The following is a 25,043-nucleotide window of genomic DNA, read 5'->3' as shown; positions in this document are numbered from 1 at the left end:
AGTCCAACGCATGAACTATACGGAGTCGATCGGCGCGCGCACATACCGCTTCGCGGACCTCAAGACGCTGCTCGCCAAAGCCAGCCCGCTGCGCTCGGGTGACCAGCTCGCGGGCGTGGCGGCGGCGAGCGAAGAGGAACGCGTGGCCGCGAAAATGGCGCTCGCCGCGGTGCCGCTCAAGGTGTTTCTCTCCGAAGCGCTCGTGCCGTATGAAGACGACGAGGTCACGCGCCTGATCGTCGACGATCACGACGCAGCCGCGTTCGCAGCCGTCGCGCACCTCACCGTGGGCGACTTTCGCGACTGGCTGCTTTCCGGCGCGGCAACGACCGAGGCGCTTGAATGCCTGGCGCCGGGCCTCACGCCCGAGATGGTTGCCGCGGTGTCGAAGCTCATGCGCAATCAGGACCTGATCGCCGTGGCGAAAAAGCGCCCCGTGGTCACGCGCTTTCGCAACACCGTGGGGCTGCCGGGCCGCATGTCGGTGCGCCTGCAGCCGAACCACCCCACCGACGACGTGAAGGGCATCGCCGCCTCGATGCTCGACGGCCTGATGTACGGCTGCGGCGACGCGATGATCGGCATCAATCCCGCCTCGGACAGCCTGGCGGCCATCGTGAAGCTGCTCGCGATGATCGACGGATTTCGCGAGCGCTATCGCGTGCCCACGCAATCGTGCGTGCTCACGCACGTCACCAACACGATCGCGGCGATCGAAAAGGGCGCCCCTGTCGATCTCGTGTTCCAGTCGATCGCGGGCACGGAAAAGGCGAACGCGAGCTTCGGCATTTCGCTGGCGCTTTTAAACGAGGCGCGCGAGGCGGCGCTCTCGCTCAAGCGCGGCACGGTCGGCAACAACCTCATGTACTTCGAGACGGGGCAGGGCAGCGCGCTGTCGGCAAATGCGCACTACGGCGTGGACCAGCAAACCTGCGAGGTGCGCGCCTATGCGGTCGCGCGCAAGTTCGAGCCGTTTCTCGTCAATACGGTGGTCGGTTTCATCGGCCCCGAATATTTGTACGATGGAAAGCAGATCATTCGCGCGGGTCTCGAAGATCACTTCTGCGGCAAGCTGCTAGGCGTGCCGATGGGTTGCGACATTTGCTATACGAACCACGCCGAAGCCGACCAGGACGACATGGACACGCTGCTCACGCTGCTGGGCGCGGCCGGCGTCAACTTCATCATGGGCATTCCGGGCGCTGACGACGTGATGCTCAACTACCAGAGCACCTCATTTCACGACGCGCTCTATGTGCGCGATCTGCTCGGCCTGCGCCGCGCGCCGGAGTTCGAGGAGTGGCTGGAGACCATGGCGATCGTCGACGCGAAAGGCGCGCTCCTGCCAGGCTCCGCGCGCGTGCCGCTGCTCGCGGGCGCGCACGAATGGATGGGGATCGACGCATGAGCGACGCCGTCGAAAAGAACCCATGGGGCGGGCTCAAGGCGTTCACGAACGCGCGCATCGCGCTCGGGCGCGCGGGCAGCGGCTTGCCCACGGCGCCGCTGCTCGCGTTCAATCTCTCGCACGCGCAGGCGCGCGACGCCGTGCATCACCCGCTCGACGCCGAAGCATTGCGGCGCACCCTCGAAGCCGAAGGGTTCGCCACGCTCGGCGTGGAAAGCGCGGCGCCGGACCGGCAGCATTATTTGCGCAGGCCGGACCTCGGGCGGCGCTTGTCGGAGGCGAGCCGGGCAGCGTTGGTCGAAGCGGCGGGTCCGGCCATCGCAGCGCATGAGGAGCCGCCTGAAGTCGTATTCGTGATCGGCGACGGCCTTTCGGCGATCGCTGCCGCGAAACAGGCAGCGCCGCTGCTCCTCGCGGTTCGCGCGCGCCTTGCGGACTGGCGCATCGGCCCGGTGGTGGTCGCGCGCCAGGCACGTGTGGCGCTCGGCGACGAGATCGGCGAGCTGCTGGGCGCGAAGCTCGTGGCCATGCTGATCGGCGAGCGGCCTGGGCTGAGTTCGCCAGACAGCCTCGGTGTCTATCTCACCTACGCGCCGAAGGTGGGCTGTCATGACGCGCAGCGCAACTGCATCTCGAACGTGCGTCCCGAGGGGCTGCCGTATGAGGCGGCCGCGCACAAGCTCCATTACCTCCTCACGCACGCGCGGCGGCTCGGGCTGACCGGCGTCGGGCTGAAGGACGATAGCGACGCGACGCTGCCGGGCATCGGTGCGCGTGGGCAGATCACGTCTGCGTGACGGGCCACACGCGGCTGCATCGGCTGCAACCATCGAAGCCGGCGACGCACCCGGCGGTGCTGCCGCTTGCGCAGGGATTGAGCACTCCGCTAACCGCCATTGCGCCGCCGTGGAGCAGCGCGGCGCCCGGCATGGCCATTGCGCATACCGTTGTCGCTGGCCCGACTCTTGCATCACTCGACGATCGATCGAAGCAAGTGCGTGCTGGGAGGCAATCATGAACGAAACGGCAGAGCGAACCGAAGCCACGGCAGGCCAAGCGCAATGCAGCGCGCATGGCGCCCGCACCGTCGTTAGCGTCGCGCACGACGCCGACGAGCAGGCGCGCAACCTCGTGGGATGGCGGCAGACCTACGACCAGCTCGCGGCGGGCCGCTTCGTCGGCACGCTCACGGAGCTGCCGCTCGACACCATGAAGGTGTTTCGCGAGACCACGAGCCATACGCTGCGCCAGGCGTGCGAAGTGCGCGGCGACGCCTGGTGGTTCGGCATACCGGTTGCGCGCGAAGGCGAGGCGCGTATCGACGCGCTGGCCTTTGGCGCGCAGGCGTTTGCGCTGCGCCCGGGCAACGTCGAGTTCGAGCTTCTCACACCGGCGCAATTTTCGATCTACGGCGTGGTCGTGCGCGGCGACGTGCTGCGCCACTACGCAGCCACGGTCGAGCGTACGGCGTTCGAGGAACGTCTCACGGGTGCGCCTGTCGTGCAGGCGGCCGCTGCGTGCATCGAGCGCCTTTGTGCACGGCTCGCGAGGTGTCTCGACGATGGCGGCCAGGCGCATGAGAACGTGCCGGTCTCACCGCTTTCGAACGTCGAGCGCAATGCATTGCAGGCGGAAGGGCTCGCCGCGCTATTCGACGCCTGCGCGGGCAGTGAGGGTGAGGGTGCGGTTGCCGAACCCGCATCGCGACGCCGCTGGATCGTGGCGCAGGCGCGAGACTATGTGCTCGCGCATCGCGGACGGCCAGTCGGGGTGCCGGAGCTTTGCGAGCAGTTGCATGTGAGCCGGCGCACGCTCCAGTACTGCTTTCAGGACGTGCTTGGCATGGCGCCCGCAACCTACCTGCGCGCGCTGCGTCTGAACGGCGCTCGCCGCGACCTGTGCGGGCGCGCGGCCGGTTCGGTGCAGGACGTTGCGGCGGCCTGGGGCTTCTGGCATCTGAGCCAGTTCGCCACCGATTACCGGCGCATGTTCGGCATGCGGCCTTCGGAGGCATTGCGCGCGGTGGCAATGCCCTGAATTTCCTGGACGAGACTATGAATTCATTCGCCATCGATGACAGGGAGAACGTCCTTCGCTACGTGGATTTATATTCCGCCACGAACTCGTCCGAGCCGCTTCTCTTCGTTCATGGTTTGGGTTGTGCGTCCAGCAGCGATTACCCACTGGTAGTGGGTTCACATTCGTACTCGAAACGCCGATCGCTCCTCATCGATCTCATCGGAGCGGGGTTCAGCGATAAGCCAGAGGACGGAACCTATACTTCGGGTGCCCAGGCGAATGTCATCTCAAACCTCGTCACGAGCGAGCATTTCACGCGGGCGAATATCTTCGGTCATAGCGCTGGGGCGTTCATCGCACTGAAGCTCGCAAAGCGCCTGGCGGTCCCCGTGGGCAGCGTGATTTTATGTGCGCCCGGTCTGAACGAGTACGGCAAAGCGATGTTGTCGGAAATCACGTCGATGACCGAAGCGCAATTCGTCGCGGAAGGGTTTCCGCAGCTTCTGGCGCAGTTAAAAGCGGCGGGCGGCAACGACGCCTGGCTGGGGCCGTTTGCCGTCGCATCGCCTCATGCCATTTACCAATGGGCAACATCCGCGCTGGACGATAACGCGGAAAACTGGCTCGAAGATTTCGCGAGGCTGAGTTCGAATAAAGGGGTGATTCTCCCGGATACGGCTGCGAGTGAGGAAATTGCCCAGTTCGAGCAAGCCGGCTGCGCCGTCGAACTCGTTGCCAATACCGAGCACATGATGGCATACGACAATCCGGATGGCCTCGCGCGCGCCATCAGTAATAGGCTCGAACGAGGCGCGTGAGGAACCGGCGGTGTCTCACCGACTCAGCAGTTGCTTGTGATAGAACGTGGTGCCGCAGAATGCGCCGTCCGGCATCAGCGCGTAATTCGGCACGGCGCCCACCCGCTCCCACCCCGCACGCACATAGAGCCGTTCGGCCGCGCCGCCCGTCACGGTGTCGAGCACGAGCACCGATTTTCCGGCCTGCCTTGCCGCCTCGTCGATCGCGAGCATGAGGCGCAGTCCCACACCTTGTCCGCGCGCGGTGCGGTGCACCAGCACCTTGGCGACATCGGCGCGATGCGGCTGGTTTTCCGGCTGCGCCGTCACGAGCTGCGCCGTGCCCACGATGCGCTGCTGCGCGTCTTCGGCCGCGAGCAGAATGCGTTCGCCGCGCACCACGTTTTGCGCCACGCCGAGCCAGAACGCGAGCGCCGTCTCGCGCGCAATCGGCAGCATGAAGCTCACCGAGGCGCCCCCTTCGACGCAGTCGATGAGTAGGTCTGCAAGCGCGCTCGCGCAGGTTTGCGCCTGTTCGGCGGTGAGGCGGCGTACCTTGATGGCTTCGCTCATGTGAAGGTGAACCCGGTTAATTAGTGATCCTGCAGAGCGCGACGACATAACGCGCCGGCTCCTTCGTGGGATTGCGATAAACGACAGGGCAATCAAGGCGCATCGCGAGGCAGTCGCCGGTTTCGAGCCGCCACAGGCGCTCGCCCACCGTCATCTCCATCACGCCTTCCACCACCCAAACCTGCTGATGAATCTCCGCGTCGCGCAGGCTCGTGTCGTAGGCCACGCGCTGGCCGGGCGGAAAGTGCACTTCCACGAGCTGGATGGGCGACCATGCGGGCGGCGAGAGATTGCGCCGCACATAGCCCGACTCGGGATCGGTCCAGAACGCTTGATCGCGGGCCGCGGCGTGCGGGGAAGGGGCCTGCAGCACTTCGTCGCCCGGCGCCTCGAAGAGCGACGCGAGCGAGACGCCGAGTGCCGTAGCGAGTTTGTCGAGCACGACGGCCGTGGGGCTGCTTTGGCCGCGTTCGATGAGCGAGATGTTCGAGCGGCTCACCGAACTGCGTTCGGCCAGCGCTTCGAGTGACCAGCCTTTGGCGTCGCGCAGTTCGCGCAGACGGCGGGCGATGTTGGTGTGGATATCCATGTTGTCTAGTTTAATGGATTCATTCGTTCAGTAAACTAGATTGTGCGATTGCACATAGAAAAGTTTATGCGCATCAAGTTTGTCGCAGGCGTGCGACACATGATGCCGCCCTGATATTCCGGTTAGCCGATGCGCAAACGTTTGCGTCATCCTCGGCGGCCAAAACCTTGATTTTCGTCAATTGACGGCCTCCAGCCCGCTGGTAGCTTCCCGCTATCTCAAAAGACATCGCAGTGCGGTTCGGGGCGCAAATGCAACACCACACGCTGGACCTGGAAATCGGGCAGCTACTTTCAGGGCCGCCGCTTGCCTGCGGGCCAGACCTGCCTATTCGCGAAGCGGCGCGGATGATGAGCGAGCGGCGCTATAGCGCCATCGTGATTACCGAAATGGGGCGGCCCGTCGGCATCTGGACCGAGCACGACGCGCTCGCGTTGGGCGAAGACGCCGCCGCGCTCGCGCTACCCATCCGCCATGCCATGAGCCATCCAGTGCGCGCGCTGCCTGCGAGCACGCGCCTGCGCGACGCCGCCTTGCGCTTCAAGCGCGAGGGCATCCGCCATTGTCTCGTCGTGGACCAGGCGGGCCGCTCGCTCGGCATCGTCACGCAAACCGACCTGGTCATGAACCAGGGGCTCGAGTGCTTTCTGCGGCTGAAGATGGTCGGCTCGGTCAACGCGGCGATGCCGCTCGTGGTCGACGCGCGCATGTCCATGCACGAAGCCATGCAGCGCATGCGTGCGCGGCGTCTGAGCGCGCTCGTCGTGAGCTATGCCGAAGGCGACTTCGGCATCGTGACCGAGCGCGACGTGGTGCGCCTCGCTGCGGCCGGCGCGCTCGACGGCACGGTCGGCGCGCGCGCGAGCCGGCCGCTGCGCTCGCTTGCGCACTCGCAAAGCCTCTATGCGGCGCGTCAGTATCTCGTCGAACACCGCATGCGCCACGTGGGCGTGATCGGCGAAGACGGGCGTCTCGCGGGCCTGCTCGACCTCTCGCATATCCTGCACGACATCGAAGACGGCTTCGTGCGCGAGCTGCAGCTGGCGCTGCGCGAGCGCGACGACGCGCTGCTCGCCTCGCGCGCGAACCTGCGCCTCGCCGACCAGGTGGTGGAATCGACGCTCGATGGTGTGATGATCACCGACCTCGACGGCACCATCGAGCGCGTGAATCCCGCTTTTACACGGCTCACGGGCTATACGGAGCACGAGGCGCTCGGGCGCAACGCGAGCCTGCTCAACTCGGGCCGCCAGGGCGCGGCGTTCTACAGCGCGCTCTGGCGCAGCCTGCAGCAGAACGGCCACTGGAAGGGCGAAATCTGGAACCGCCGCAAGGACGGTGCGCTTTACCTGGAATACCTGACGATTTCCAGCATCTGCGACCCGAGCGGCCGCTGCACACATTACGCCGCGATCTTCGCGGACATCACGCAGCGCCGCGAGACCGAGGAGCGCCTGAGCTACCTCGCGACGCACGACGCCTTGACGGGCCTGCCCAATCGCACGCTCTTCACGGAGCGCCTCACGCTCTCGCTCGCTCGCGCACGCCGCTCGGGCAAGCGCGTCGCCGTGATGTTCCTCGACCTCGACCGCTTCAAGCTCATCAACGACACGATGGGCCACGGCGTGGGCGACGAGGCACTCACCGTGATCGCCACGCGCCTGCGTGAAGCGGTACGCGAGACCGATACGGTGGCGCGCCTCGGCGGCGACGAGTTCACGCTGCTGATCGAGGATATCGAAGACGTTCGCCATGTCGGGCAGATCGCCCAAGGGCTGCTCGCCCGCGTGGGCGCCGCGATGCACATCGGCGAGCAACTGCTGTTCGTCACGCCGAGCATCGGCATCAGCATGTATCCGGACGACGCGCACGATCCGCGGCAACTGCTCATGCAGGCCGACCGCGCGATGTACGAGGCCAAGGACGCGGGCAAGAACAACTTCCGCTTCTTCGCCGCGCCGATGACGTCTTCGGCAATGGAGCGCATCGTGCTCGAAAGCGAGTTGCACCACGCGCTGGAAGCTGGCGAACTCGTGCTGCACTATCAGCCTGAATTCGATGTGGCGAGCGGGGCGCTCGTCAACATCGAGGCGCTCGTGCGCTGGCAGCACCCGCGCCGCGGGCTCGTGCCGCCCGACCAGTTCATACCGATTGCCGAGGAATCCTCATTGATCGTGCCGCTCGGCGCGTGGGTGCTGCGCGAGGCCTGCCGGCAGGCGCGCGACTGGCTGGACGAGGGCTTCGACTTCGGCCGTATCAGCGTGAATCTTTCGGCGCGTCAATGCCTGCACGACGGCTTTCTGCATCAGCTCACGACCCTACTCAGCGAAACGGGCCTGCCAGCCATGCGCCTGCAGCTCGAACTCGTGGAGAGCATGGCGATGACGTCGGGCCGCGGCGGTATCGAAGCGTTGCTGCAAGAACTCGCGGCGCGCGGCATCAGCCTCGCGATCGACGACTTCGGCACGGGCTATTCGTCGTTCAAGTATCTGCAGTCCTTGCCGGTCGACACGCTCAAGGTGGACCGGTCGTTCCTCGCGGACATGGCCGAACCGGGGCCGGGGATGTCGCCGCGTGTGAAGAAAAGCGCCGCGCGAGACCGCTCGATCGTGCGCGCGATCGTCGCGATGGCGCGCACGCTCGGTGTCACGGTGGTAGCCGAGGGCGTCGAGACGCCACGGCAACTCGAGTTCCTGCGCGAGATCGGCTGCGACCGCGCACAAGGTTTCCTGCTTGCGCGTCCCGCGCCGGCTGAATTGATGCCGCGCGCGCTCGAAGCGTGCGTGGCTGGCTGAAGGCCGGCTTTTCTTTTCCCTTTAGCCGAAGTATCTGGAGAGTTCCGTGAGCACCAGTGACGAGATGTTGTTGAACTCGATGACCGCGCTAGTGAGCGCGCATGGCAAGGCCATCTCGCGCTTCGGCGCGAGTGTGGTGGTGATGACAAAGTTCGTTGAAGCGGTGCTGCCGCAACTGTCCACGGCGCAGATCGACCGCACCCTCCTCGCGTTTCGCGCGCAGCTTGCCGAAGCGATGGCCGTGGCCGACGACGTGCTGTTGCCCAGCGAATACCGCGCCACGCTGATCGAACAGGCGAACATGCTGCTGGCCCGGCTGGGCAGCGATGCAGTGCCAACCATGTTGAGGCCCTGACGCGGGAATAAGGTAATGCGAAATCTGACGATTCGAAAGGGGCTGCTGCTCGTGCTCTGCACCTTTGCGGCGATGCTTGTGGTGGGTGCAGCGGTAGGTGTCCTCATGATTGGCCGCGCCGACGATTCGGCGCGCTTCATCCACGAAGTTGCGCGCCAGGACGCGCTCGCGCTCGCCTTGCGCGAGGACGCGGCGCTTGCGCAAACGGCGCTGGCGCGTGCTTATCAGGCCGAGAAGGAGAAAGGCGCCGCCGGAGCACAACAGCACGCGCAGCAGGAAGCACGCGATCTCCTCGATCAAGCCTCGACGCGCAGCAATGCGCTGCGCGAGAGCGCACCGTTCGACGCTCATGCGGCCCAGCAGCGCGACACCTTGCTCGGCGCGTGGAGCGCACTCGCGCAGTCGCTGCAGCGCGCGGCCACGGCGCTCGAATCGGGCGACACGACAACCTATGCCACGCTGGCCGCCGGGGATGTTGCCAATGCGAACACGCAGTTTTCGGCGAGCGTGGCCGCATTGCGCGCGAACGCCGATGCTGCCACGCGCACGACGCTCGACCAGTCCGTGCGCGAGCACAACTGGGTGATGGCGATGGTGGCGGTGGGCCTGCTGGGTGCGCTGGCGCTCGTCGTTGCGACCCACATGGCGCTGCGCCGCCTCGTGACGGCACCGCTCAAAGAGGCGGTGGAAGTGCTGAACCAGATTGCCGCGAACGATCTCTCGGTCCACATCGAAGGTGGCGGGCGCAACGAAATCGGCCAGTTGCTCGGCGCGATGCGGCGCATGCAGGGAGGCCTGAGCCACACGGTGCGCAGCGTGCGATCGAGCTGCGATGCGATCAACACGGGCGCACGCGAAATCGCCGCGGGCAATCTCGATCTGTCGAGCCGCACGGAACAGCAGTCTGCGTCGCTCGAGCAGACGGCGTCGAGCATGGAGCAGCTCACGTCGAGCGTGCGCCAGAACGCGCAGCATGCGAACGCCGCGAGCGCACTCGCCACGGGGGCTGCGGATGTCGCGCAGCGCGGCGGACGCGTGGTCGAGCAGGTGATCGACACGATGGAAGAGATCAGCCGCAGCTCGGGCAAGATCGCGGACATCACGGGCATCATCGACGGCATTGCGTTTCAGACCAATATTCTCGCGCTCAACGCTTCGGTCGAGGCCGCGCGCGCGGGCGAGCAGGGGCGTGGCTTCGCCGTCGTCGCGGGCGAGGTGCGCATGCTCGCGCAGCGCAGTGCCTCCGCGGCGCGCGAGATCAAGTCGCTGATCGACGCCTCGGTGCACGACGTGCGCAACGGCCGCTCGCTCGTCGGCGAGGCGGGCGCGACGATGGCGGAGATCGTCGCTTCGGTGGACAAGGTGTCGGGCCTCATGAAGGAGATCGCCTCGGCCACCGTCGAGCAGAGCGCCGGCATCGAGCAGGTCGAGACCTCGGTGAGCCAGATGGATCAGGTCACGCAGCAGAACGCGGCGCTCGTGGAACAGGCGGCGGCGGCCGCCGAGTCGCTCGAGCAGCAGGCGAGCCAGATGGCCGAGGCCGTGGCGACGTTCCGCGTGAGCGAGACGGCGGACATGCTGCCCGTGACGCCGCCCGTCACACCGTTGGCGGTTGTGCACGAGGAAAGCGCGCTGCCTGCGGCGGCATAAGCGGCTAACGCCAGGCCTGCGTGAACTCGCCGATCACGCGTGCGAGATGCGCCTGCATCGCCGCACGCGCGGCCTCTGCGTCGCGCGCCATGATGGCCGAAAAAACGCGCTGATGATCTTCCTGCGAAGCCGCGCGTAACGCGGGCGTATGGAAGTGCTCCTCGATTTTTTTCCACAACGGGTCGGCGCGCGAGTTGTCCCACATCGCGCTCACCACGTGCCGCAGCATGTCGTTGCCGGTCGCGCCCGCAATCGCCAGATGGAATTCGCGGTCGGCGGCCTCGTACGCGGCCTTGTCGTCCATGGTTTCGCGCATCGCGCGCAACGCGGCGAACAGGCGGTCGAGGTCCGAATCCTTGCGTTCGGTCGCGGCGAGCGCCGCGATCCCGCTCTCGATCACTTCGCGCGCGCGCAGCGTCTCGATCGGTCCCGGCCCGCGCGGCAGTTCGAACGCGACGGCGCGCGCCTCCTGCGCGTCGGCCACATAGATGCCCGACCCCACGCGCACCTCGACCACGCCCTGCACTTCGAGCGCAATGATCGCCTCTCTCACCTGTGTGCGGCTCACGCCGAAACGCTCGGCGAGCGTGCGCTCGGAAGGCAGACGGGCTCGAGGCGCGCCGGGCGCGCGCCCGACGTCGCCTGCCGCGATCAGGTCGTAGATCTGTTTCGCGAGGCCGACGTAGGAGCGGTCGGTTGCGTCCGCATCGGCGGCACGACCGGTTGGCGTGTGCGAAAGATCGGCCATCCAGGATTCTCGAAAGCGTCGAAGCCGCCGGGCGGCGGTTGAAGTTCGCAGAATGGTACACCAGTTGCCGCGCCGCCAAGCTTACGGATGGCGCGGGTTTCCGCCCGATTGCCGGCCAATCGGGCCTGCGCCGGGTCCAGTGGTAAACCACTATCGCGCGCGGATTGGTATGCCAGTACTGTCAGACGGGGAGGCGTTCACGCATGCCCGTCGTTTTGCTTCGAGGGGACGCCTTTGAAGAGGTCATTCCGCTGGTCCGGCGCGTCCGGTCCAGTCCCGCTGCAGCACATCCAGCAAGATTCCCTGCGTCACGCACACGGTGTCGGCCATTCCCGACGAACCCGGTGTGCCGGCAATCAGTAAGTTCTATCCGACAAAAAGGAGACAACATGCTTTCAGGAATCCAGGTGCTTCGAGCGGCGGCGACCGCGGCAATGGCGCTGTGCGCAGGCGCGGCTTTCGCGCAGGCATCGATCGTTTCCGGCCCGTCCAGCGACCCAACGTGCATGGTCCCCTGGAAGACCGACACCAAATTCATCAAGTATCCGAAGAAGAGCGGGCCGTATCGCGTCGCGCTCGTGAACGGCTACATCGCCAACACCTGGCGCATCCAGATGATCAAGACGGCCAAGGCCTATACGGCGGAGCCGGCCGTCGCCGCCAAGCTCAAGGAGTTCAAGGTCGTCTCGACGGGCGAGGACGTGCCCGCGCAGATCTCGGCCGTCAACAACTTCATCGATGCCGGCTACGACGCGATCATCGTCGACGCGCAGAATCCCGCCTCGTTCGGACCCGCGATCCGCCGCGCGAAGAAAGCCGGCGTCGTGCTGGTCGCGTTCGACAATACGCTCGACAGCGAAGACGCGATCAACGTGGACGTCGACCAGTACGGGCTCGGCGTGCTGTGGGCCAAGTGGCTCGCGACTCATGTGCCCAACGGCGGCAAGGTGCTGGAAGTCCGCGGCGTGGCTGGCACCTCGGTCGACACCGATCGGCACAACGGCTTCACGAAGACGCTCGACGAGACCGGCAAGAAGTGGAACGTCGTGCAGGTCTACGGCAAGTGGGACGACGCGGTCGCGCAGAAGGCCACCGCCGACGCCATCGCCGTGCAGGGCCATTTCGACGGTATTTCGGCGCAGGGCGGCGACACGGGGGTGGTGCGCGCGATGATCGATGCGAAACATCCGTTCGTGCCGTTCGGCGGCGAGACGGAGAACGGCTTTCGCAAGTTCTGCGCGCAGTACGGCGCCCAGGGTCTGAAGTGCACGTCGGCGGGCACCGGTCCCGCGCAGGTGGCCGTGGCGATCAAGACGGCGCTCGCGGCGCTCGATGGGCAGACCATTCCCGTGGCGATCAAGCTGCCGCTGGACGTCACCGACGATTCGATGCTGAAGGCGGGCACCAACTATTTCCCGAACGAGTCGGACAACTTCTTCGTGGGCAACTCGTTTCCCACTTGCGGCATCAACTTCTCCGCCCAGGCAATCATGAAGCAGAGCCAGGGCAACCAGTGACCGCGTGATTGCCACGTGACGTGACGGGAGGCGAAGCATGCAGCAGGATGCAGGGCAGCCGTTCTTTCAGATGTCTGGCGTGTCGAAAAGCTATGGCGGCGCGGTGGCGCTGGATCATGCGGACCTCGCGGTGCGCCGGGGCCGCATTCACGCGATCCTCGGCGAGAACGGCGCGGGCAAGTCGACGCTGCTGAAGGTGATGTCCGGCGTGGTGCAGCCGGACGAGGGCGTGATGCACCTCGAAGGCCGTGAAGTCGCGTTCGCCTCGCCCGCCGAGGCGAACGCGGCGGGCATCGTCTGCGTGTATCAGGAGCTGTCGCTGATCCCCGACCTGAGCGTGGCCGACAACATCTTCGCGTCGAACCCGCCGCGCCGCTTCGGCATGATCGACCGCCGGGCCCAGCGCCGCCAGGCCGAGGAAGCGCTGGCCCGCGCGGGCGCGGCCGACATCAACCCGCTCGCGAAAGTGCGCGACCTGCCGCTGTCGCGCCAGCAGATGGTCGAGCTGGCCAAGGGGCTCGCGCACGAACCGCGCATCCTGATTCTCGACGAGGCCACCTCGGCGCTGACCGCCGCCGACGTGGCGCGCGTGATCGAGGTGCTCAAGCGGCTGCGCGAAGAGGGGCTCGCGCTGCTCTTCATTTCGCACCGCATGCACGAGGTGAAGGCGCTCGCGGACGAATGCACGGTGTATCGCAATGGCCGTCATGTGATGAGCTTCGAGGCGGGCACGCGCTCGGATAATGAGGTCATCGAAATGATGATCGGGCGGAAGTACCAGCATGTCTTCCCCGACAAACCCGCGGAAAAGGCCGAGCGCCCGCCGGTGCTCGCCTGTCACGATCTCGCGTGGAGCGACACGCTGCAGGGCATCAGCTTTTCGCTGCAGCCCGGTGAAATTCTCGGGCTGGGCGGTCTCGACGGGCAAGGGCAGCGCGAACTGTTGCTCGCGCTGTTCGGCGTGCTACGCGGCTGCGCGGGCAAGATCGAGATCGACGGCAAGGCCGTGTCGATCGGCAGCCCCGTTGCCGCGCGCGCAAAGGGAATCGGCATGGCGCTGATACCGGAGGACCGCAAGACTGAAGGCCTGATGCTGCCGATGTCGGTGCGCGAGAACCTCTCGTTTGCCGCGCTCGATCGCATGTCGACCGCAGGCGTAATCGATCGCACCCGCCAGCAGTCCTTCGTCGACCGGATGATGGAGCTTCTCGCGATCAAATCGCACGGCGTCGACGCGCCCGTGGGCTCTTTATCGGGCGGCAATCAGCAGAAAGTGGTCATCGCGAAGTGGCTGATGCGCAAGCCCAGAATCCTGCTCCTCAGCGACCCGACGCGCGGCATCGACGTGGGCACCAAGCAGGAGCTTTATCAGCTGCTCAGGCGCCTCGCCGACGAAGGCGCCGCGATCCTGTTCTATTCGACCGACTACGACGAACTGATCGGCTGCTGCGACCGCGTGCTCGTGCTGTACGAAGGCAGGATCAAGAAGGAACTCGTCGGGCCGGCGATCACCGAACAGAACCTGATCGCGAGCGCACTGGACCTGCCGGTTGGACAAGTCGGACAGGTTGCGCAGGGTTCGTCTTCCACGGGAGTCGCGCCATGAGCGGGCTGCGTTACTGGTATGCGGAAAATCGCGGAACGGTGTTCGCGTTCGGCCTGTTCGTGCTGATGTTCGCGATTTACCTCGTCAACTATCCGTCGAGCTTATCGGCGAACGTGTTTCAGACCGCGGCGAACAAGGCCGTGCTGCTCGCGCTGGTGTCGATGGGGCAGGCGCTCGTCGTGCTCACGGCCGGCATCGATCTCTCCATCGGCATGATGCTCGTGCTGACGAATTGCATCGCCTCGTGGATCGTCACGGGCGACGCGCTGCACAGCGCGCTCGGCATCGTCGGTGTGCTCGCGGCGGGCGCGCTGTGCGGCGCGCTCAACGGCGTGATCATCATTTTCGGCCGCCTTCAGCCGATCGTGACGACGATCGCGACCGGCGCCGTGTTTTACGGGCTGGCGCTGCTGCTGCGCCCCGTGCCCGGCGGCACGATCAACGAAGATCTCGCCGACGCCCTGACCGGCAAGGTCGCGGGCGCCGTGCCGGCGAGTCTGCTGATCCTGATCGCGACCGTGGTGATCGTCTGGATTCCTTTCAAACGCTCGGCGGTGGGCCGTGCGGCGTATGCGACGGGTTCCTCCGAACCCGCGGCCTTCCTCTCCGGCATGCCGATCCGTCGCGCCAAGTTCGCGAGCTATACGCTGGCGGGCCTGCTCGCCGCAATCGGCGGCCTGTTTCTGACCTTCTTCACCGACACCGGCGAAGCGAGCCTTGGCAGCGCGAACTCGTACACGCTCTTTTCGATTGCCGCCGTGGTGATCGGCGGCGTGTCGCTGCTCGGCGGCAAGGGCAGCGCGATCGGCGCGATCTTCGGCGCGTTCGCGTTCCGCTCCATCGGCGACCTGCTGTTCGTCTTCAACGTCGATGCGCTCTGGCAGCCGCTATTCCAGGGCGTGATTCTGCTGCTTGCCGTCGCGATCGGCGCGTGCGGGTTGTTCAGCGTGCGCAACCGTCTGGAGTGGTTCCAATGAGCGGCGTTTCTGCAAGCACCCGCACCACCTTCGTGTCGAGGCTCACGCGCAGGATCGACAAGCCGATCCTGATCTCGTTCGGGTGCATCGTTGCGCTGCTGCTCGTCGGCGGGATGTATTCGCGCAACTTCACGTCGCCGGAATACATCCTGCTGCAGCTGAAGGTCGGCGCGTTTCTCGGCATCATCGCCACCGGCTTGATGATGGTGATTCTGCTCGGCCACATCGACCTCTCGTTGCCGTGGACGATCACGGTGGGCGCAATGATGGCCTGTGCCGTCGCCGGACATGGCGAACTCGGGCAGATTCTCGCGATTCCGGTCGGCATTGGCTGCGGCGTGCTGATCGGCATCGTCAACGGCATTCTCGTCGCACTCCTGCGTATTCCTTCGATGATCGCGACGCTCGCGACCAACGCGGTCGCGCAGGGCATCATGATCGTCTATACGGGCGGATCGTCGCCGCAGGATTCCGCGCCGCTCGTCATGCGCTGGCTCGCCGCGGGCTGGCTCTTGCCGGGCGTGCCGAATGCCGTGGCGCTGTGGGTGGTGATCGGGGCCGCGACGATGTTCCTGCTCTCGCGCACGACCTTCGGGCGCACGCTGTACGCGATCGGCAACACCGAGCGCGCGGCGTATCTTTCCGGCATCGATACGCGGCTCGTGACCGTGGCCGCGTTTGCCGTGTGCAGCGCCTTCGCCGCGTTCGGCGGCGTGCTGCTCGCGGGCTATGCGTCGAAGGCCGCGCAGTCGATGGGCGACGCCTACCTGCTGCCCGCGATCGCGGCGGTGGTGCTGGGTGGCACCTCCATTCTGGGCGGCCGCGGGTCGTACCTCGGCACTGTCGCCGGCGCGATCCTCATCACGCTGCTGCAGTCCATTCTCTCGGTCGCGCAGATGCCGGAGGCGGGGCGGCAGATCATTTACGGCGTGGTGATCGCGGCCATGCTGCTGCTGTACGGGCGCAGCAAGCGCGAAGTCTAGGGCGCGGGGGCGAGCCCCCGCTTCATGCTCAATCCATCTGAACGAACCGGAACGTCACTGCGCGACGCGATAGCGCGGCGCGGGCGTGTTGCTGGACAGCTGCGTGGACATCGCGCGGCGAGCCGTCTCGAACGCGTTCCATTGCTCCACGTCGTGCAGCGACGGAATCGTCACGGTTTCACCGCGCTCGAAGCCGGTGAGGGCGGCGCGCACCATGTCCTGGGCGGACATGACGATCGCGCTGTCGAGATGTTCGAGCGGCAGGCCGCCCGTCTCCCAGAACTCCGTGGCCGTGGCGCCGGGCAGCACCGCCTGCACGCGGATGCCCTTGCTCGCCAGTTCGTGATGCAGCGACTGGCTGAACGCGAGCACGAAGGCCTTGGTGCCGCCATACACGCCGTTGAGGATCTCGGGCGCGATGCTCACGATGGAAGCGATGTTGATGATCGCCCCCTGGCCGCGCGCCACGAAACCCGGCACGGCCGCATAGGTGAGCCGCGTGAGCGCAGTGACGTTCAGCTCGATCATGCGCGTCATGTAATCGACGTCGCTCTCCACGAGCGGCGTGTGCGTGCCGATGCCCGCGTTGTTCACGAGCAGCGTGAGGCTTGCGTCGTCGCGCAGACGCGCTTCCACGGCGGCGAGATCGTCACGGTCGTTGAGATCGGCGGCGAGCACTTCCACGTCGCGCCGGGTTTCGCTCGTGATGCGCTCAGCGAGCGCGGCGAGCCGGTCGCGATTGCGCGCGACGAGCACGAGGTCGTAGCCCTGGCGCGCGAGTTCGGCGGCATACACGGCGCCGATGCCGGACGATGCGCCGGTGACGAGGGCGGTGCCGCGATGGGTTGGCTGGTTCATGATCAAGCTCCTTGGCGTAGCGGCGCGGGTGGTTAGGTAACGTGCAAGTGGCGCTGCTGTGAATACATTCTGGCCGCGATTGACCGTGGCGCAAATGACGTATAAGATCGTGATTCAGGACATGCAGCGACAGGAACAGGACATGCACCGCATCGGCTACCTTTTGAGCGACGAATTCCAGGTGATGGCGCTCGCGACCCAAAGCGTTTTCGAATACGCGAACATGATGGCCGACTCGCCGTTCTACGCGATCGAGAACTATTCGGTGGAGGGTGGCGCGGTGCGTTCGTCGCTCGGCATGAGCGTGAATACGCTGCGCACGCCCGCGCCCGCGCGCAGCCGCGTGGACACCTGGATCGTGGCGGGCGTGAACGACCCGCGTACCGTGGACGCGGAGCCCGCGGTGCTGGCGTTCCTGCGCCGCGCGAGCGGCCGCGCGCGGCGTGTGGCGGGTATCTGCACGGGCGGTTTCGTGCTGGCCGAGGCGGGCCTGCTCGACGGTCGCCGCGCCACTACGCACTGGTACTACGCGCGCGATCTGCAGCAGCGCTTTCCCGAAGTGCGCGTGGAAGACGACCGCATCTATATCGTCGACGGGCCGGTCTGGACTTCGGCGGGCATGACGGCGGGGCTCGATCTCGCGCTTGCCATGGTCGAACGCGACCTCGGCGCTGAGACGGCGCGCTCGGTGGCGCACAAGCTAGTCATGCATCAGCGGCGCTCGGGCGGCCAGTCGCAGCATTCCGAAATGCTCGCGCTCGCGCCGAAATCGGACCGCATTCAGAACGCGCTCGACTACGCGCGCCGCAACCTGAGCAGCGCGCTCACGGTGGAGCAGCTTGCAGAGGCCGTGCACCTGAGCCCGCGCCAGTTCAGCCGCGTGTTCACAGCGGAAACGGGGCAGTCGCCGGCGCGCGCCGTGGAAGGCCTGCGTCTCGAGGCCGCGCGGCTCATGATCGAACAGAGCACGCATCCGCTCGATGTCATCGCACGCGAGACCGGCTTTCGCGACCGGCGGCACATGCGCGAAGCGTTCGTGCGTGGGTTCGGCGTGCCGCCGCAGGCGGTGCGGCGCGAGATGCGGGCGGGGGCGTAGGCGCAACGAGGCTGCTAGGTATCGGCCTTTGCGGTGCGTTTGGCTTTTGTTGTGACAGCGCCGAAGTGCGCGCGATATTGCTGCGGCGTGGTGCCCAGCTTGCGCTTGAACGCCACGCGCAATTGGTCGGCGTCGCGCATGCCGCATCGAAAGGCCACCGTCTTCAACGGCGCCGTGCTGTTTTCCAGCATCACGCGCGCGGCGTCGATGCGTGCGCTCTCGACAAATTCGGCGGGCGTCACATTGGTGTCGCGCACAAAAATTCTCGCGAAGTTTCGCTTGCTCATCTGCGCGACGCCGGCGAGCACCTCAACGCCAAGATCTTCATTCAGATGCCCGAGCACGTACTGCTGCACCTGGGCGATGGGCGACGTCGCTTCCGCGTAGGGCGTGAGATACGGGCTGAATTGCGACTGGCCGCCCGCGCGCTGCACGAACACCACGAGCCGTCGCGCCACCTGCAGCGCGATTTCCGGGCCATGATCCTGAGCGAGCAGGTACAGCGAGAGATCGATGCCCGCCGTCACGCCCGCCGAGGTATAGAGATTGCCGTCCTGTATGAAGATGCGGTCGAATTCGACGTTCGCGGTCGGGCACATCGCGGCGAGCGCGGCTGCATCGTTCCAGTGTGTCGTCACGGTGCGGCCGTCGAGCAAGCCCGCGCGCCCCAGCGTCAGCGCGCCGTTGCAGATGGAGCCGAAGCGCCGGGCGCGCCTGCTGGCTTCGCGCAGCCACGCGTGCGCCGCATCGGCAAGCGGCTGCTCAACGAGCGATGGGCCGCCCGCAACGAGCAGCAAATCGTAATGGCCGCCTGCTTCGTCGAAGTACCGGTCCGCGCCGATCCGCACACCGCTGGAACAGCGTACGGTGTCGCGTTCCGTTGCGATCAGCTCGAGCTGGTATTGCGCCTCGGGCGGCAGCAGGCGATTGGCTTCCGAGAAGACGTCGGTGGGCCCGAACACATCGAGGGCCTGGACGCCTGGAAAGACGAGTAGCGCAACGGTCAGCATCGTGTTGAACGAAGAACGGAATCAGGGATCGGAGGTTCGCTAGCGTCGCGCGAGAATATGCGCGCCCGCGCTGCGCGGCAGCAGCACGCTGTCGACCACGCCAAGCGCCGCGAGCGCCGTGATGAACCAGAACGCGAGATGGAAGTCGGCTGCGCCCGCCGTGCCCGCATGGGTGCCGCGCAGCGCCTCGGCAACCGAGAGCGCCAGCGCACCCACGGCGATCCCCATGCCGGCGTTCATCTGCTGCAGCACGGAGAAGAGCGTCGTCGCGTCGCGCATCTGCGCCTGGGGCACGTCGGCGAAACCAATGGTGTTCAGCGCGGTGAACTGCATCGAGCGCACGAGGCCGCTGAAGAACAGCAACGCGGCCACGACGACGCGCGGCGTATCGGCCCCGAGCAGCGTGAAGCCCGCAAAGCCGAGCGCGACCAGCGTGCCGTTGCCGATCAAGACGGTGCGAAAGCCGAAGCGGTTCATGACCCACGTGGTGCCCGGCTTCATGCATAGATTGCCGGCGAACAGCCACAGCAGCAGTGCGCCCGATGCCACGGCGCTCCACCCGAACGCCACCTGGAACATGAGCGGCAGGAGAAACGGCGCGGTGCCGATGGCCGTGCGAAACAGCGAGCCGCCGAACACGGTCACGCGAAAGGTGTTGATCTTCACGGGCGCGAGATCGAACAGCGGATGCGGCACGCGCCGCACATGCACGACGGCCGCCGCCAACAGTGCAATGCCCGCCACGCAGGTGCCGATCGACACGGGCGCGGTGACGTCGGAGCGGCTCGCCATCTCGATGCCGCTCATGACGAACGCGAAGCCGAGGCCGCTCAACAAGAAGCCGAAGGTATCGAAGCGCCGCGGTTGCGTATGCTCGTCGCGCAGGAGCAGCAGAGCGGCCACGAGCGCGGCCACGCCCAGCGGCAGGTTGAGCAGGAAGATCCAGTGCCAGCTCCAGTGCGTGCTGATCCAGCCGCCGAGCGGCGGTCCGAGAATCGGCGCGACCAGCGCGGGCCAGGTGAGGATCGCAATGGCGCGCACGATCTCGTGCTTCGGCGTGTCGCGCAGCACGACGAGCCGGCCCACCGGCACCATCATCGCGCCGCCCAGCCCCTGCAGCACGCGCGCGGCGGTGAAGGCGAACAGGCCCGAACTCAGCGCGCACAGCAGCGAGGCCACGCTGAACACGGTGATGGCCGTGGCGAACACGCGCCGCGCGCCGAAGCGCTCGGCGAACCAGCCGCTCACGGGGATGAACATCGTCAGCGCGACGAGGTACGCGGAGACGCCGATCGAGAGATACGCGGGCGCCGTGTGAAAGTCGCGCGCGATGATGGGCAGCGAGGTGGTGATGACGGTGGCGTCGAGGTTCTCCATGAAGAACGTTGCGGCCACAAGGAATGCGACGGCGGTGCGGCGATCGAGGGCGTGCGGCATCAGGCGTGTTCCAGGATTTTCCGGGCGTGATTCTTCGTCGGCCGCCGGATTCGGTGCTCAGTGTCCCTCATTCTACTGAAGTTGGCCCCGCTGCCACTGGCACGGTCCCTGCATGATCTGGCGGGACCATGCGATATCCATCGCGAAGGGAGGTCGATACGATGAGCAACCAGTCCGACGAGTCCGAACATCCCGAACAGCCCGACGATGCACCGGAACCGCGCGGCACGGATCTGCCCAAGCCAATTGGGGACGCTGTGCCTGCACCCACCGAGCCGGGTCTCGATCAGCCGCTGCCACCCAAGACTTTGCCAACGGAGGAGGCGGGCAAGGACCCAGGCGAGAAAGATCGGGCGCCGCACAACGACATTTCCAGGCCGCTGGGCGATGCGGTGCCCACGCCGGTCGAGCCCGGCCTCGATCAGCCTCTGCCGCCTAAACAGCACTAGCGAAACACGCGGCGGCTTCGCTACGCCTTGAGCGCGTTCCGCGACTTCGGCCCGAGCAGCGGCAAGTCGCGGATTCTCACACCGGTCGCGTCGGCAATCGCGTTGGCGAGCGCCGCCGCGGCCGGTCCTTGCGCCGCTTCGCCCACGCCGAGGAACGGCAGGCCGGGGCGGTCGATCAGCACAACCTCCACGCGCCTCGGCACCGACGCGAAGCGCATGATCGGGTAAGTGCTCCAGTCGAAGCTCGTAATACCTTCGCGGTCGAAATGCGTTTCCTCGAAGAGCGTCCAGCTCGCGGACTGCAAAATGCCGCCTTCGACCTGGTTGCGCACGCCATCCGGATTGACGATCTGACCGCAGTCGATGGCGGAGACCACGCGCTCGATACGCACCTCGCCGGTATCGCGCATGACGGTCACGTCCATGGCAATGGCGAGGTAGGCCATCAGGTTCTTGTATTGGGCGAATGCAAAGCCGGAGCCGGACGCGCGCACGTCCGGGTGCGTCGCACGCGCGGCATGTGCACGCCAGCCGAATCGATCGGCCACGGCATGAATGACGGCTTGCGCGCGTGGGTCGTCGAGATGCTTGAGCCGGAACGCGACAGGGTCTGCTTGCGCGGCACTCGCAAGCTCGTCGATCAAGCTCTCGATGGCGAACACGTTCATATGCGCGCCGAGCGAGCGCATGGCCGAGACGCGTATCGGCATATCGGGCAGGAAGTGATGCTGCACGTGCAGCATCGGCACGCGGTAGAGCGGAATGCTGTTGCGGTCGCCGCCGCCTTCCGGCATGGGAATCGGCTTGGGCGGCGCGGGCGTGAAGGGTTGCGCGAGCAGCTGCGCCGGCAAGAGCCGGCCCGCGTTCTCGATGCGATTGTTATGGGTATTGCTCCATAGTTCGTATTGCCAGGCGACGATCGATCCTCCGGCGTCGAGCGACGCGCTCGCCTCCACGGTCATCGCGGGGCCGAACGGCTCCCACAGGTGTTCCTGCTCGCGCATGAACTGCACGCGCACCGGCCGGCCGGGCAGCTCGCGGGCGATGAGCGCGGCGTCACCGGAGGCGTCGTCCGCGCCGTTGTGTCCGTAGCAGCCCGAACCTTCCACGTGCACGCAGCGCACTTTCTCGCGCGGCATGCCGAGCATCTCGGCTATGCCGGCGCGCAGCGGATAGACGCCTTGCGTGTGCGTCCAGACCGTCATGACGCCGTTGTCGAGTTGCGCGAGCGCGCACGAAGGCCCGATCGATCCGTGCGTCAAATAGGGCTTCGAATAGCGGGCTTTCAACGTCACCGCCGACTGGCGTGCGGGCGCGCCCTGATCCGCCACGACGATTTCCTGTGCGGGCAGGTTCATTAGGAACGCGTGAATTCCGGCGGGATCGGGCAGCGGAGGGCCCGGCTGCCACTGCGCCGCGAGCGCGAGTTCGCGCATGGCGACGATGGAGCGCCATTCGTCGTCGGCGACCACGGCGAGGTAGTCGCCGTTGCGCACGACCTTGACGACGCCGGGCAGCGCGGCCACGCGCGCGCTATCGACAGCAACGAGCCGCGCGCCATAGGAGGGCGGCCTCACGACGCGCGCGTGCAGCATGCCGGCGAGCCGTAGGTCCTGAACATAGCTCGGGCCGCCCGTGACCTTGCCCGGAATATCCACGCGCGGCAGCGTGTGCCCGATCACGGCGTAGTGCGCGGGCGGCTTTGTCGCGGCGTTGGGTTGCGCGTCCTGATGCAGGTTCGCGTGCTGCACCGCTTCGCCGTAGGTCACTCGCCTTCCGTCGGCGGCGAGGATCGCGCCGTCGCGCGTGGTGAGCGCGGCGGCATCGACGCCCAACTGCGCCGCTGCGCTTTCGACGAGCAGCGTGCGCACCTGGGCCGCCGCGTTGAGGATGGCCGTGCCGCTGTCCGCCATCGTGTGGCTGCCCGCCGTGTAGCCCTCATTCGGCGTGGCGGCCGTATCGGCCGTAATCATTTCGATCGCGTGAGGCGCGAGGTCGAGTTCTTCGGCGGCGAGTTGCAGGAGCGCCGTGCGAACGCCGGTGCCCAACTCCACCTTGCCCGTGAACACGCTCACCTGACCGTCCGGTGCGACCTTGATCCACGCGTCGAGCGATGGCGTGGTCTTGAGGCTGCCGGGCAGCTTCGGGGCGCTCGCGTGGAAAGTGCCCGCTTCGGTGGTGGTTTGGGCGAGGGCGGCCATGCCCGGCACGATGGCGAAGCTCACCATGAGCGAGCCGCCCACGAGGAAGCGACGGCGCGTGGCGTCGTCGGGGCCGCCAGGGGCGAGCGAAGAGGATGGGCGAGTGCGGCTCATGACTGCGTGGCCGCCGCTACTTGCCGGATCGCCGCGAGGATGCGCATATGCGTGCCACAGCGGCACAGATTCGGCTGCATATAACGGCGAATCTCGTCGTCCGTGGCGTGCGGCGTGCGCTCCAGAAGCGTTTGCGCGCGCATGATCATGCCCGCGATGCAGTAGCCGCACTGCGCGGCCTGCTGATCGATAAAGGCCTGTTGCAGCGGCCCAGGATGATCTGCGCTGCCGAGTCCTTCGACGGTGCGCACGGGCCGCTCGGCCACGGCCACGACCGGCAGCAGGCACGAGAACACCGGCTCGCCGCCCACGCTCACCGTGCACGCGCCGCATTGCCCGAGCCCGCAGCCGAACTTCGCGCCATTGAGCCGCAACTGGTTGCGCAGCACATAGAGCAGCGGCGTGGACGGATCGGCATCGACGGTATGGCTGACGCCGTTGACGTTGAGCGTAATCATCGTGATGGGCTTTCCTTGCGAAGACGCGCCACGGCCTGGGCGTCGAGCGCGGACCAGGGGCCAAGCGCGGTGAAGCGCACGCGCGTGTAGTTGGCAAGCTCCGCGATCTGCGTGTCCGTGAAGGTGCCGGCAAATGGCGGCATGAAAGACCCGGCTTCGCTCTCGTGCCAGGCAATGCCGTCGAGCATGATGCGCACCATGTTGCGCGGGCTATCGGCGTTGACGGCGCTGGAGAGCGACAGCGACGGACGATGGCCGTCGATCGACATCGCCGCGCCTTCGCCGTGGCACGACGCGCAGGCCGCGGCAAACAGGGTAGCGCCGTTGGCGGGCGCAGTCGAGACATGGACGCTGGCGGCGGCAGGCGGCGCGGCGGCATTCGGATTGGACTGCAGTGTCATCAGATACGCGGCGATCGCCTCGACGTCTTCGGCAGACGCGTCGCCGAGCGAGCGCGTCACCGTACGCATTGGGCCCGCCGCCGCGCCATGCTCGCTGGCGTAGCCCGTACGCAGATAGTTCGTCAGTTGTGCTTGCGTCCAGGGTCTTGGGCGTGCCGTGAGGTCGGTGAGCGCGGGCGCGTCCCAGCCCTCGAGGGTGCCGCCCTGCAACGCATGGTCGCGGCGCTCGGCGCCGAGACGGTTGAGCGGCGTGTGGCACGCGCCGCAATGACCGAGGCTCTCGACGAGATAGCGGCCGCGCGCGACCTCGGGCGCTTGTGTGTCTGTCGAGGTGGCAGACGGAGCAGACGTAGGCGGCAGATAGAGCTTATTCCACACTGCCATGAGCGGCCGGAACCCCAACGGAAAAATCAGCGCATTGTGCGGCGCCGGCGCGTTGACGCTCGCGCGGCTCATCAGCCACGCATAGAGCGCGGCGATATCGGCGTCGCTCATCTGCGCGAAGTGCGGGTACGGGAACGCGGGATAGAGCAGATGCCCGTCGCGCGAAACGCCGCGCCGCATCGCGCGCGTGAACGCGTCGAGCGACCAGTCGCCGATGCCGGTGTCCTTGTCCGGGGTGATGTTGGTCGAGTAGATCACGCCGAAGGGCGTTTGCAACGGCAGACCGCCCGCGAGCGGCTGACCTTGAGTCGCGGTATGGCACGTCATGCAATTGCCGACGGCCGCGAGCTTCGCGCCGCGCGCGATGGCCGCGGCGTCGCCCGCAGGCGGCGAGGGCGCGGCCACCGGTGCGAGCCCTGGTTCCCAGGCGTGCGCAACGTGGCCGCCGTAGGCGGCAGCGAGAGCAAGAAGGACAACGGCCATGCCCGCCATCCGTACCCGCGTGCCTTTCATCGAGCCTCCAGAGCCGAGAGGGCCATCGCTCAACATGGCGATCGGCATGCGCCGTTCGATCGCGCGCAAATAGCGTGCCCGGTTCGCAGGTGGTTCACTGTATTA

22 protein-coding genes are annotated in these 25,043 nt (G+C 66.6%); 13 read left to right on the top strand and 9 right to left on the bottom strand.

From position 1 onward, the window contains the following. Positions 1 to 10 precede the first annotated feature (10 nt). From AB4Y43_RS02865 to AB4Y43_RS02850, 4 genes are all read left to right on the top strand, one after another. Positions 11 to 1,408 (top strand): ethanolamine ammonia-lyase subunit EutB, encoded by a 1,398-nt coding sequence (locus tag AB4Y43_RS02865; RefSeq protein WP_368726992.1) that lies wholly within the window; start codon positions 11 to 13, stop codon positions 1,406 to 1,408. Further along, the gene (eutC, locus tag AB4Y43_RS02860) at positions 1,405 to 2,205 is read left to right on the top strand and encodes an ethanolamine ammonia-lyase subunit EutC (protein ID WP_368683454.1); all 801 of its coding nucleotides are present in this window, start codon (positions 1,405 to 1,407) and stop codon (positions 2,203 to 2,205) included. Before AB4Y43_RS02865 ends, eutC begins: the two co-directional genes overlap by 4 nt. 217 nt (positions 2,206 to 2,422) lie before the next feature. Next, the gene (locus AB4Y43_RS02855) at positions 2,423 to 3,445 is read left to right on the top strand and encodes a helix-turn-helix domain-containing protein (RefSeq protein WP_368726991.1); all 1,023 of its coding nucleotides are present in this window, start codon (positions 2,423 to 2,425) and stop codon (positions 3,443 to 3,445) included. Between the two features lie 17 nt (positions 3,446 to 3,462). Then, positions 3,463 to 4,245: an alpha/beta fold hydrolase gene (locus AB4Y43_RS02850; protein ID WP_368726990.1), complete on the top strand. Its 783-nt coding sequence runs from the start codon at positions 3,463 to 3,465 to the stop codon at positions 4,243 to 4,245. Positions 4,246 to 4,260: 15 nt separating this feature from the next. Here AB4Y43_RS02850 and AB4Y43_RS02845 read toward each other — a convergent pair whose 3' ends face one another. Continuing rightward, a complete protein-coding gene (locus AB4Y43_RS02845; protein ID WP_342948973.1) occupies positions 4,261 to 4,797 on the bottom strand; it encodes a GNAT family N-acetyltransferase in 537 nt (178 codons plus the stop codon). Positions 4,798 to 4,813: 16 nt separating this feature from the next. Next, positions 4,814 to 5,386, bottom strand: coding sequence for an XRE family transcriptional regulator (locus AB4Y43_RS02840; RefSeq protein WP_342948972.1), 573 nt, complete (start codon positions 5,384 to 5,386; stop codon positions 4,814 to 4,816). Positions 5,387 to 5,637: 251 nt separating this feature from the next. Here AB4Y43_RS02840 and AB4Y43_RS02835 point away from each other — a divergent pair, with 251 nt between their 5' ends. From AB4Y43_RS02835 to AB4Y43_RS02825, 3 genes are read left to right on the top strand one after another with little or no spacing between them, the layout of a single operon-like run. Then, on the top strand, positions 5,638 to 8,181 hold the full coding sequence (locus AB4Y43_RS02835; RefSeq protein ID WP_368726989.1) for an EAL domain-containing protein: 2,544 nt from the start codon (positions 5,638 to 5,640) through the stop codon (positions 8,179 to 8,181). Positions 8,182 to 8,227: 46 nt separating this feature from the next. Then, positions 8,228 to 8,536: a hypothetical protein gene (locus AB4Y43_RS02830; protein ID WP_141710729.1), complete on the top strand. Its 309-nt coding sequence runs from the start codon at positions 8,228 to 8,230 to the stop codon at positions 8,534 to 8,536. 15 nt (positions 8,537 to 8,551) lie between these two features. After that, the gene (locus AB4Y43_RS02825; RefSeq protein ID WP_368726988.1) at positions 8,552 to 10,186 is read left to right on the top strand and encodes a methyl-accepting chemotaxis protein; all 1,635 of its coding nucleotides are present in this window, start codon (positions 8,552 to 8,554) and stop codon (positions 10,184 to 10,186) included. A gap of 4 nt (positions 10,187 to 10,190) precedes the next feature. Here AB4Y43_RS02825 and AB4Y43_RS02820 read toward each other — a convergent pair whose 3' ends face one another. Next, a complete protein-coding gene (locus AB4Y43_RS02820) occupies positions 10,191 to 10,934 on the bottom strand; it encodes a FadR/GntR family transcriptional regulator (RefSeq protein ID WP_368726987.1) in 744 nt (247 codons plus the stop codon). A gap of 389 nt (positions 10,935 to 11,323) precedes the next feature. Here AB4Y43_RS02820 and AB4Y43_RS02815 point away from each other — a divergent pair, with 389 nt between their 5' ends. From AB4Y43_RS02815 to AB4Y43_RS02800, 4 genes are read left to right on the top strand one after another with little or no spacing between them, the layout of a single operon-like run. Further along, positions 11,324 to 12,451 carry a sugar ABC transporter substrate-binding protein gene (locus AB4Y43_RS02815; RefSeq protein ID WP_069265916.1) on the top strand — a complete coding sequence of 376 codons (1,128 nt, stop codon included), beginning with the start codon at positions 11,324 to 11,326 and terminating at the stop codon, positions 12,449 to 12,451. A gap of 37 nt (positions 12,452 to 12,488) precedes the next feature. Continuing rightward, positions 12,489 to 14,057, top strand: a complete 1,569-nt coding sequence (locus AB4Y43_RS02810; protein ID WP_342948968.1) for a sugar ABC transporter ATP-binding protein — start codon at positions 12,489 to 12,491, stop codon at positions 14,055 to 14,057. Next, a complete protein-coding gene (locus tag AB4Y43_RS02805; protein ID WP_069265918.1) occupies positions 14,054 to 15,034 on the top strand; it encodes an ABC transporter permease in 981 nt (326 codons plus the stop codon). The genes AB4Y43_RS02810 and AB4Y43_RS02805 overlap by 4 nt, the downstream gene beginning before the upstream one ends. Beyond that, on the top strand, positions 15,031 to 16,017 hold the full coding sequence (locus AB4Y43_RS02800) for an ABC transporter permease (RefSeq protein WP_368618717.1): 987 nt from the start codon (positions 15,031 to 15,033) through the stop codon (positions 16,015 to 16,017). The genes AB4Y43_RS02805 and AB4Y43_RS02800 overlap by 4 nt, the downstream gene beginning before the upstream one ends. A 54-nt stretch (positions 16,018 to 16,071) precedes the next feature. On the opposite strand, the gene AB4Y43_RS02795 is transcribed toward AB4Y43_RS02800, so the two are convergent. Next, positions 16,072 to 16,875: an SDR family NAD(P)-dependent oxidoreductase gene (locus AB4Y43_RS02795; protein WP_368726986.1), complete on the bottom strand. Its 804-nt coding sequence runs from the start codon at positions 16,873 to 16,875 to the stop codon at positions 16,072 to 16,074. 142 nt (positions 16,876 to 17,017) lie between these two features. On the opposite strand from AB4Y43_RS02795, the gene AB4Y43_RS02790 reads away from it, so the two are divergent. After that, the gene (locus tag AB4Y43_RS02790; RefSeq protein ID WP_368727041.1) at positions 17,018 to 17,971 is read left to right on the top strand and encodes a GlxA family transcriptional regulator; all 954 of its coding nucleotides are present in this window, start codon (positions 17,018 to 17,020) and stop codon (positions 17,969 to 17,971) included. Between the two features lie 14 nt (positions 17,972 to 17,985). On the opposite strand, the gene AB4Y43_RS02785 is transcribed toward AB4Y43_RS02790, so the two are convergent. Continuing rightward, positions 17,986 to 18,981, bottom strand: coding sequence for a GlxA family transcriptional regulator (locus tag AB4Y43_RS02785; RefSeq protein WP_368726985.1), 996 nt, complete (start codon positions 18,979 to 18,981; stop codon positions 17,986 to 17,988). A 39-nt stretch (positions 18,982 to 19,020) separates the two neighbouring features. Further along, entirely contained in the window at positions 19,021 to 20,418 is a 1,398-nt protein-coding gene (locus AB4Y43_RS02780; protein WP_342948964.1) for an MFS transporter, read from the bottom strand. 161 nt (positions 20,419 to 20,579) lie between these two features. Here AB4Y43_RS02780 and AB4Y43_RS02775 point away from each other — a divergent pair, with 161 nt between their 5' ends. Further along, positions 20,580 to 20,867, top strand: coding sequence for a hypothetical protein (locus AB4Y43_RS02775; protein ID WP_069265923.1), 288 nt, complete (start codon positions 20,580 to 20,582; stop codon positions 20,865 to 20,867). Positions 20,868 to 20,887: 20 nt separating this feature from the next. On the opposite strand, the gene AB4Y43_RS02770 is transcribed toward AB4Y43_RS02775, so the two are convergent. From AB4Y43_RS02770 to AB4Y43_RS02760, 3 genes are read right to left on the bottom strand one after another with little or no spacing between them, the layout of a single operon-like run. Next, a complete protein-coding gene (locus AB4Y43_RS02770; RefSeq protein WP_368726984.1) occupies positions 20,888 to 23,182 on the bottom strand; it encodes a molybdopterin cofactor-binding domain-containing protein in 2,295 nt (764 codons plus the stop codon). Then, entirely contained in the window at positions 23,179 to 23,640 is a 462-nt protein-coding gene (locus AB4Y43_RS02765; protein ID WP_069265925.1) for a (2Fe-2S)-binding protein, read from the bottom strand. The genes AB4Y43_RS02770 and AB4Y43_RS02765 overlap by 4 nt, the downstream gene beginning before the upstream one ends. Beyond that, the gene (locus tag AB4Y43_RS02760; RefSeq protein ID WP_368726983.1) at positions 23,637 to 24,938 is read right to left on the bottom strand and encodes a cytochrome c; all 1,302 of its coding nucleotides are present in this window, start codon (positions 24,936 to 24,938) and stop codon (positions 23,637 to 23,639) included. The genes AB4Y43_RS02765 and AB4Y43_RS02760 overlap by 4 nt, the downstream gene beginning before the upstream one ends. Between the last annotated feature and the right edge of the window lie 105 nt (positions 24,939 to 25,043).

Origin of the sequence: Paraburkholderia sp. BR10872, assembly GCF_040965835.1 — a bacterium.
Taxonomy (GTDB): domain Bacteria; phylum Pseudomonadota; class Gammaproteobacteria; order Burkholderiales; family Burkholderiaceae; genus Paraburkholderia; species Paraburkholderia nodosa_A.
The sequence above is the reverse complement of the archived record's forward strand: the minus strand, read 5'-3'. Positions and strand labels throughout refer to the sequence as shown.

Coding starts and splice junctions, on each gene's coding strand:
- AB4Y43_RS02865 (WP_368726992.1), top strand. CDS start 11: ATGAACTATACGGAGTCGATCGGCGCGCGCACATACCGCTTCGCGGAC.
- eutC (WP_368683454.1), top strand. CDS start 1,405: ATGAGCGACGCCGTCGAAAAGAACCCATGGGGCGGGCTCAAGGCGTTC.
- AB4Y43_RS02855 (WP_368726991.1), top strand. CDS start 2,423: ATGAACGAAACGGCAGAGCGAACCGAAGCCACGGCAGGCCAAGCGCAA.
- AB4Y43_RS02850 (WP_368726990.1), top strand. CDS start 3,463: ATGAATTCATTCGCCATCGATGACAGGGAGAACGTCCTTCGCTACGTG.
- AB4Y43_RS02845 (WP_342948973.1), bottom strand. CDS start 4,797: ATGAGCGAAGCCATCAAGGTACGCCGCCTCACCGCCGAACAGGCGCAA.
- AB4Y43_RS02840 (WP_342948972.1), bottom strand. CDS start 5,386: ATGGATATCCACACCAACATCGCCCGCCGTCTGCGCGAACTGCGCGAC.
- AB4Y43_RS02835 (WP_368726989.1), top strand. CDS start 5,638: ATGCAACACCACACGCTGGACCTGGAAATCGGGCAGCTACTTTCAGGG.
- AB4Y43_RS02825 (WP_368726988.1), top strand. CDS start 8,552: ATGCGAAATCTGACGATTCGAAAGGGGCTGCTGCTCGTGCTCTGCACC.
- AB4Y43_RS02820 (WP_368726987.1), bottom strand. CDS start 10,934: ATGGCCGATCTTTCGCACACGCCAACCGGTCGTGCCGCCGATGCGGAC.
- AB4Y43_RS02815 (WP_069265916.1), top strand. CDS start 11,324: ATGCTTTCAGGAATCCAGGTGCTTCGAGCGGCGGCGACCGCGGCAATG.
- AB4Y43_RS02810 (WP_342948968.1), top strand. CDS start 12,489: ATGCAGCAGGATGCAGGGCAGCCGTTCTTTCAGATGTCTGGCGTGTCG.
- AB4Y43_RS02805 (WP_069265918.1), top strand. CDS start 14,054: ATGAGCGGGCTGCGTTACTGGTATGCGGAAAATCGCGGAACGGTGTTC.
- AB4Y43_RS02800 (WP_368618717.1), top strand. CDS start 15,031: ATGAGCGGCGTTTCTGCAAGCACCCGCACCACCTTCGTGTCGAGGCTC.
- AB4Y43_RS02795 (WP_368726986.1), bottom strand. CDS start 16,875: ATGAACCAGCCAACCCATCGCGGCACCGCCCTCGTCACCGGCGCATCG.
- AB4Y43_RS02790 (WP_368727041.1), top strand. CDS start 17,018: ATGCACCGCATCGGCTACCTTTTGAGCGACGAATTCCAGGTGATGGCG.
- AB4Y43_RS02785 (WP_368726985.1), bottom strand. CDS start 18,981: ATGCTGACCGTTGCGCTACTCGTCTTTCCAGGCGTCCAGGCCCTCGAT.
- AB4Y43_RS02780 (WP_342948964.1), bottom strand. CDS start 20,418: ATGCCGCACGCCCTCGATCGCCGCACCGCCGTCGCATTCCTTGTGGCC.
- AB4Y43_RS02775 (WP_069265923.1), top strand. CDS start 20,580: ATGAGCAACCAGTCCGACGAGTCCGAACATCCCGAACAGCCCGACGAT.
- AB4Y43_RS02770 (WP_368726984.1), bottom strand. CDS start 23,182: ATGAGCCGCACTCGCCCATCCTCTTCGCTCGCCCCTGGCGGCCCCGAC.
- AB4Y43_RS02765 (WP_069265925.1), bottom strand. CDS start 23,640: ATGATTACGCTCAACGTCAACGGCGTCAGCCATACCGTCGATGCCGAT.
- AB4Y43_RS02760 (WP_368726983.1), bottom strand. CDS start 24,938: ATGAAAGGCACGCGGGTACGGATGGCGGGCATGGCCGTTGTCCTTCTT.